The 6,000-nt window shown below is 55.5% G+C and carries 4 protein-coding genes; 3 read left to right on the forward strand and 1 reads right to left on the reverse strand.

What is annotated here, in order from left to right; translation table 11 throughout:
* Positions 1–68: 68 nt before the first annotated feature.
* A complete protein-coding gene (locus tag Pla100_RS28060) occupies positions 69–956 on the reverse strand; it encodes a dienelactone hydrolase family protein (protein WP_146582306.1) in 888 nt (295 codons plus the stop codon).
* A 110-nt stretch (positions 957–1,066) separates the two neighbouring features.
* Here Pla100_RS28060 and Pla100_RS28065 point away from each other — a divergent pair, with 110 nt between their 5' ends.
* From Pla100_RS28065 to Pla100_RS28075, 3 genes are all read left to right on the forward strand, one after another.
* Complete coding sequence (locus Pla100_RS28065) at positions 1,067–3,547, forward strand: ligase-associated DNA damage response DEXH box helicase (RefSeq protein WP_390620671.1); 2,481 nt, start codon at positions 1,067–1,069, stop codon at positions 3,545–3,547.
* A 115-nt stretch (positions 3,548–3,662) separates the two neighbouring features.
* Positions 3,663–4,337, forward strand: a complete 675-nt coding sequence (pdeM, locus tag Pla100_RS28070; protein ID WP_146582308.1) for a ligase-associated DNA damage response endonuclease PdeM — start codon at positions 3,663–3,665, stop codon at positions 4,335–4,337.
* A 101-nt stretch (positions 4,338–4,438) separates the two neighbouring features.
* On the forward strand, positions 4,439–5,827 hold the full coding sequence (locus Pla100_RS28075; protein WP_231603719.1) for a chromosome condensation protein: 1,389 nt from the start codon (positions 4,439–4,441) through the stop codon (positions 5,825–5,827).
* The last annotated feature ends 173 nt before the right edge of the window (positions 5,828–6,000 follow it).

Genomic DNA, 6,000 nt, shown 5'->3' on the forward strand with positions numbered 1-6,000 from the left:
CGGCTTGGTACCGCAAATGAGATGCCGCGTTAGAACCACCCGCTTGCCGTCGAATGGGAAGTATTGAATTACGAAAGATACTTTTTCAACCAAGCGATCGTTCGTTCCCAAGCTAGTTTCGCTGCCGCCTCGTCGTAGCGCGGCGTCGTGTCATTGTGGAATCCATGATTGACGCCAGGGTAGATGTGTGATTCGAAGGTCACGTCGTTTTCGCGCAGAGCTTGCTCGAATGCGACAGCACCGTCGAGAATGCGGCGATCCAGTTCGGCGTTGTGGATCAGAAGCGGCGATTGAATTTTGGCGACGTCGGCCGCGTCGGGCTGGCTTCCGTAGAAAGGAACCCCAGCATCAATGACCCCGGGTATGAGGGTGACTAACTGATTCACCATCCCACCGCCGAAACAAAACCCGATTGCCCCCACTTTTCCGGTGGATCGCTCGTGCGAATCGAGCCATTTCGCCGCCGCAATGAAATCTTGGGTCATTTCGTTTCGATCGCGTTTCGCTTGCATCGCTCGTCCTTCATCGTCGTTGCCGGGATAACCTCCCAGAGGCGTCAACGCGTCAGGAGCCAACGCCAAAAAACCGTCGACGGCTAAACGACGCGCGACGTCTTCGATGTAAGGATTGAGTCCTCGGTTTTCGTGGATGACGAGCACCGCCGGAAACTTTTTGTCTTCGGCAGGTCTAGCGAGCAAGCCTCTCATTTCGCCCGCACCCTCGGGCGATCGATAAGCGATCATCTCCGTTTCAATGCGAGGATCGGAAGGATCAATCTGCTGAGCCCACGCGTAGTTGGGACTGAGGTTCTCGAGCAACGTTTCAACGGTTAAACCTCCGACGGCAAACGCCGTTAACCGTGCGATGTAATCGCGGCGGGACAAACGACCGTGTGCGTAATCGTCGTAAAGGTCGATCACTTCTTGGTTGAACTGGCTAGCTTGTTTTCGTTCCATTGCCTGGTTTCCTATGCTGGTATGTGGTGAGATCCTTTTCATGGTAGCGGATGAGTCAACGAGCGGGATCGTGGATGGCACCGGTCCTTCAGAAACCGAGTATTGACTAGATTAAATTGTCGCAGAATTCCCAACCCCGAACCGAAATCGATCGTTTTTTTCGTGCCGCCGGCAACGTTCCGTTTGCGTTCCAACGTTCAGCTTGGGCGGCTTACGGGCGTGGAGAAAGCGGGTTGATCCACTCAGCCACCGGAACAGGCAAGACACTCGCGGTATGGCTCGGACCGATCCTCGACTGGCTCAAACAAAATCGCGACCGATCGAAGTGGGATTCCAAGCATCCACCTGGATTACGCGTGCTTTGGATCACCCCGCTCAAGGCACTTGCCGGTGATACGATTGAAGCACTGCAAGCACCGCTCGATTTCCTGGAAATGCCTTGGCGTTTGGAGGGCCGAACCGGCGACACGAAACAGAGCCTCAAGGCGAAGCAACTCAAAGTGCTGCCGACGGCAATGGTGACGACGCCGGAAAGTCTTTCGTTGATGTTGACGCACGAAAAACTTCACCGCCAACTCGCCGGATTGGAAACCGTCATTGTCGATGAATGGCATGAGTTGCTCGGCACCAAACGTGGCGTTCAAACCGAACTAGCGTTGGCGCGGTTGCGTTCCCTGGCACCTTCCCTGACGACTTGGGGCGTCTCGGCAACACTGGGGAATCTTGACGAAGCGCTCTCGAGTTTGGTCGGGCCGGAGAACGTCGGCCGTGCCAGAATCATTTCCGGATACAAACGCAAGAAGATCGAGCTGTTTTCGATCTTGCCTCCTGTCATTGAACGGTTTCCGTGGTCGGGTCACATCGGCACGCGGATGATTCCCGAAGTCGCCAAAGAAATTGAATCGGCGGCAAGCTCGTTGATCTTTGCCAACACGCGATCCCAAACCGAAATCTGGTACCAAAAATTGCTCGCCCACCGTCCCGACTGGGCAGGTCAAATTGCGCTGCATCATGGCTCGCTCGATCACAGTGTTCGCAAATGGGTCGAAGACGGGCTCCGAAACGGGACTCTCAAAAGTGTTGTCTGCACGAGCAGCTTGGACCTTGGCGTCGACTTCACCGCCGTCGATTTGGTGATTCAAATCGGCAGCCCCAAGGGAGCGGCGCGTTTATTGCAACGGGCCGGTCGCAGTGGCCACAGTCCCGGTGCCACGAGCCGACTAGGTTTTGTACCAACCAATGCACTCGAGCTGATCGAACTGGCGGCTGCTCAAGATGCCATCGCAGCGGGCAGGTTAGAATCCCGTCCTTTGTTACCGGCACCACTGGATGTTTTGATTCAGCATTTGGTGACGGTCGCCATCGGTGGCGGGTTTGAATCCGATTCGATGTTGAGTGAAATCCGCAAGACGCGGGCGTACGAGTCCCTGACCGATCAACAATGGCAGTTCGCATTGGATTTCATCGTCCGTGGTGGCAGCACGCTCGACGCCTATCCCGAATTCAAACGTGTCGACGTCATCGACGGCCGTTACGTCGTGACTCAAAAGCGTGTCTCGTCGTTGCACCGAATGAACATCGGCACGATCGTTTCGGATGCGTCGATGCAAGTCAAATTCATGACCGGCGGAACGCTTGGGACGGTCGAAGAATCGTTCGTTTCAAAACTCAAAGAGGGCGAGAAGTTCTTGTTCGCCGGACGGTTGGTTGAATTGGTTCATATCAAGGAAAACCAAGCCTACGTCAAGCGAGCCAAAGGAACGCCCGACACGGTTCCGCGATGGATGGGAGGTCGTTTGCCGCTCTCGAGCGAATTGGCTTGGGGACTGCGAATGAAACTCGAGGAAGCCGCGACCGGAACATTCCGAGGCCGAGAGATGAAACGACTTCGCCCGCTGCTCGAGTTGCAGAGTCGATGGAGCTGTGTGCCGACAACGAATCAGTTATTGATCGAGTTGATTAAGACTCGTGACGGGTATCAGATGTTCGTCTTTCCGTTCGCCGGACGGTTGGCACACGAGGGATTGGCGGCAGTGATCGCGCATCGTTTATCGAGGATTCAAAAGATCTCATTCTCGTTCGCATGCAACGATTACGGGTTGGTATTGACATCACCGATCGAAGCCCCACTTTGCGAAGCGATCTCGAAAGGATTACTGAGTCCGGATCGGCTCGACGAGGACATTCGTGAATCACTCAACGCGACCGAGATGAGCCGTCGGGCGTTTCGTCCGATCGCCCGAATTGCGGGCCTGATCCAGGGCGGCTACCCCGGACGCCCCAAGCCGAGCAAGCATTTGCAAGCCAGCAGTAATCTGTTTTTCGAAGTCTTTCGAGAATACGATCCGCAAAACCTGTTGCTTCGTCAGTGTGATGACGAGGTGCTTCAACAACAACTCGACCGGCAACGGATGTGGGACGCCTTGATGTGGATCGAGCGTGCCAAGACCATCATTTGTCGACCTCCCAAGGTAACCCCGCTGGCGTTCGGTTTGTTGGTCGACCGGTTGCGAGATCGCGTCAGCAGCGAGACATTGGCCGACCGCGTCGCCAGAATGCAAGCCAGTCTCGAAAAAGCCGCTCAGGGGTAGAGTCTTCGACTCAGCGATTGGCGTTTAGCGATTGGCGTTTAGCCAATAGCCAATAGCCAATAGCCAATAGCCAATAGCCAATAGCCAACCGCCAATAGCCAACCGCCAATCAACCATGCAACACGGACTGACGATCGATTTGGCCGGGCAATCGTTCGTGCTGTTAGGACAGAAAGGGCTGTACTGGCCCAAGCATCGTGCGTTGTTGGTCGCCGACCTGCATTTGGGCAAGGATGCGACCTTTCGTCATTTTGGCATCGGCGTCCCACGAGGTTCGACAAAATCGACATTGCTGTCGGTGTCGACGATGTTGGAGTCGACTGGCGCCGAAGAGTTGTTCGTACTTGGTGACTTGTGTCACGCTCGCAGTTCTTTGTCGGCGACGACGCGAGACGCATTTGCGGCGTTTCAGAACGAACATGGCGGGGTAGCGTTTCACTTGATCGAAGGCAACCATGATCGATCGGCGGGGCGGCTACCCGATGATTGGAGGTTCAATGAAGTCGGCACCGCCTTTCATTTGGATGGTGTGACGATGGCTCACGAGCCCGCCGATTGCCCCGTAGGGTCGTCGATTTTAATTACCGGCCATTGGCATCCCGCGTGGCAACTGCGTCACGCAGGCGAATCAACCGGTAAGCTACCTTGTTTTTGGCACCATGCGGCGCAGCGATGTCTTGTCCTTCCCGCGTGTGGACATTTTACCGGAACCGAGCTAATCACACCTCGCAATCAAGACCAATTGTGGGTGATCGTGGAAGATCAAGTTATTTCGATTCTTCCGCGCTGAGACCAAGAGTTTTTTCCGATCAGGCAAGAATCATCGGGCATGCCCCCGATGGAGAGGTACGTTTTTAAGCCTACCTTTTTCCCTGCCTATTGATCCCTCGCATGTCTCTTGTTGAGCCGAATCCGATACCGGTCGTTCCGCGACCGCGTCGTGTCCTGCCGCTGAACCTCAGCGTGTTTGAGGATTACATGGTTTGGGACGACCGTCCGGAATATCCGATGACGTTCGTCGTGCGGATGGAATTCGAAGGGGCGATCGATCAACTCGCCATCGAAGAATCGTTGCCGAAGGCTTTGACACGGCACCCGCTCTTGCAAGCGATCGTTCGACCGGCCAAGGGAAAGCGAGATGGTTGGGTCGCCGCACCGGACGCTCGCGTATCGATCCACTGGGGAGCACTCGATGAAGCCGTCGAGCTACCCGACGGCGAGGCAATTGATATCCGCAACCAAGTCGGACTGCGAGTTTGGATCCGCCACGATGATATGCGGGCGGTGATCACGACTCAGTTCCACCATGCGACCTGTGACGGGATCGGCGCTTACCAGTTCTTGGGCGATTGGTTGTGGCTGTACGCGGAGGCGATCGGTCAACCCGTGGACGACCCGTTGCCTGAATCGGACATGACGACCCTGCGGGAACGAATCAAGAACAGTTTCGACCCCGCTCTTTATCAAAACGATAAAGGGAAGTTCGATTCCAGGCCGGCCCAATCACTCGGATGGGAATGCATTAAAGGCGTGCAACCATTGTCTGCACCCAAACGAGTTCGCGGCAACACCAAACAGGCGGCCTTGTTTCCGGGGCTGTGCAGTTTTGAGTTCGATCAAAAGGGCTATCGCGAACTTCGCCGCGTCGGTGAACAGCGAGGTCAAACCACCAACGAACTGTTGATCGAGCGGTTGCTGATCACCCTGCGGGCTTGGAACGAAGCGAACGGCCAGCGGACTCAGCATGATTTTTGCATCATGATGCCGATGGACTTGCGTGAGATCGAGTCCCGAATGGCGACTGCCGCGAACTTGGTCTCGTACGCACTGATTCGTCGCAAGCAATCCGAATGTGTCGAATCGGAGGCACTCAACGATTCGTTGCGGCAAGAGATGCTCAAGCTCAAACATACGCGCCGCCGAACACCGTTCATGAGCATGATCGCGTTCGTCAATCGGTTCCCGACCTGGCTGAAACGTTGGGCGAGTTCACGTCGCTGCATGGCGACGGCGATCGTCTCCAACACCGGCGACCCGACGAAACGATTCGGCATGGCTTTCCCCAAAAACAATGGACTACTGCAAGCGGGAAATCTAACGATGACGGACATTTATGGGGTTCCACCGATGCGTAAAGGCACGCGACTGACGATTTCGATTTTTACATATCGACGTGTCTTGAAGATTTGCTTGCGATGCGACCCGCACTTGTTTGATGAAGCCGACACCAAGCGGTTCGCCGACGCTTATCAAGGGTGCATCGAAAGTTTGTTGCCCTGAAAGACTGTTTCAAAAAAGGGGTCTGACCCTTTGGAGGCGAGGCTATCGATAGGGGTAGGGAAGTCCGGTTGAGCCGGACTCCCCTCCCTCCGAACCGTGCGTGCGGTTTTCCCGCACACGGCTCTCCAGTTAGTGGTCAATCACGGATTGAACGTAACGAGTGTGGGCCGCCC

The organism is Neorhodopirellula pilleata (genome assembly GCF_007859915.1).
Classification (GTDB): Bacteria; Planctomycetota; Planctomycetia; order Pirellulales; family Pirellulaceae; genus Rhodopirellula; species Rhodopirellula pilleata.

What these genes read in the sequence shown, in the direction of transcription:
- Pla100_RS28075 (WP_231603719.1), top strand. Translation starts at nt 4,439, where the DNA reads ATGTCTCTTGTTGAGCCGAATCCGATACCGGTCGTTCCGCGACCGCGT.
- Pla100_RS28060 (WP_146582306.1), bottom strand. Translation starts at nt 956, where the DNA reads ATGGAACGAAAACAAGCTAGCCAGTTCAACCAAGAAGTGATCGACCTT.
- pdeM (WP_146582308.1), top strand. Translation starts at nt 3,663, where the DNA reads ATGCAACACGGACTGACGATCGATTTGGCCGGGCAATCGTTCGTGCTG.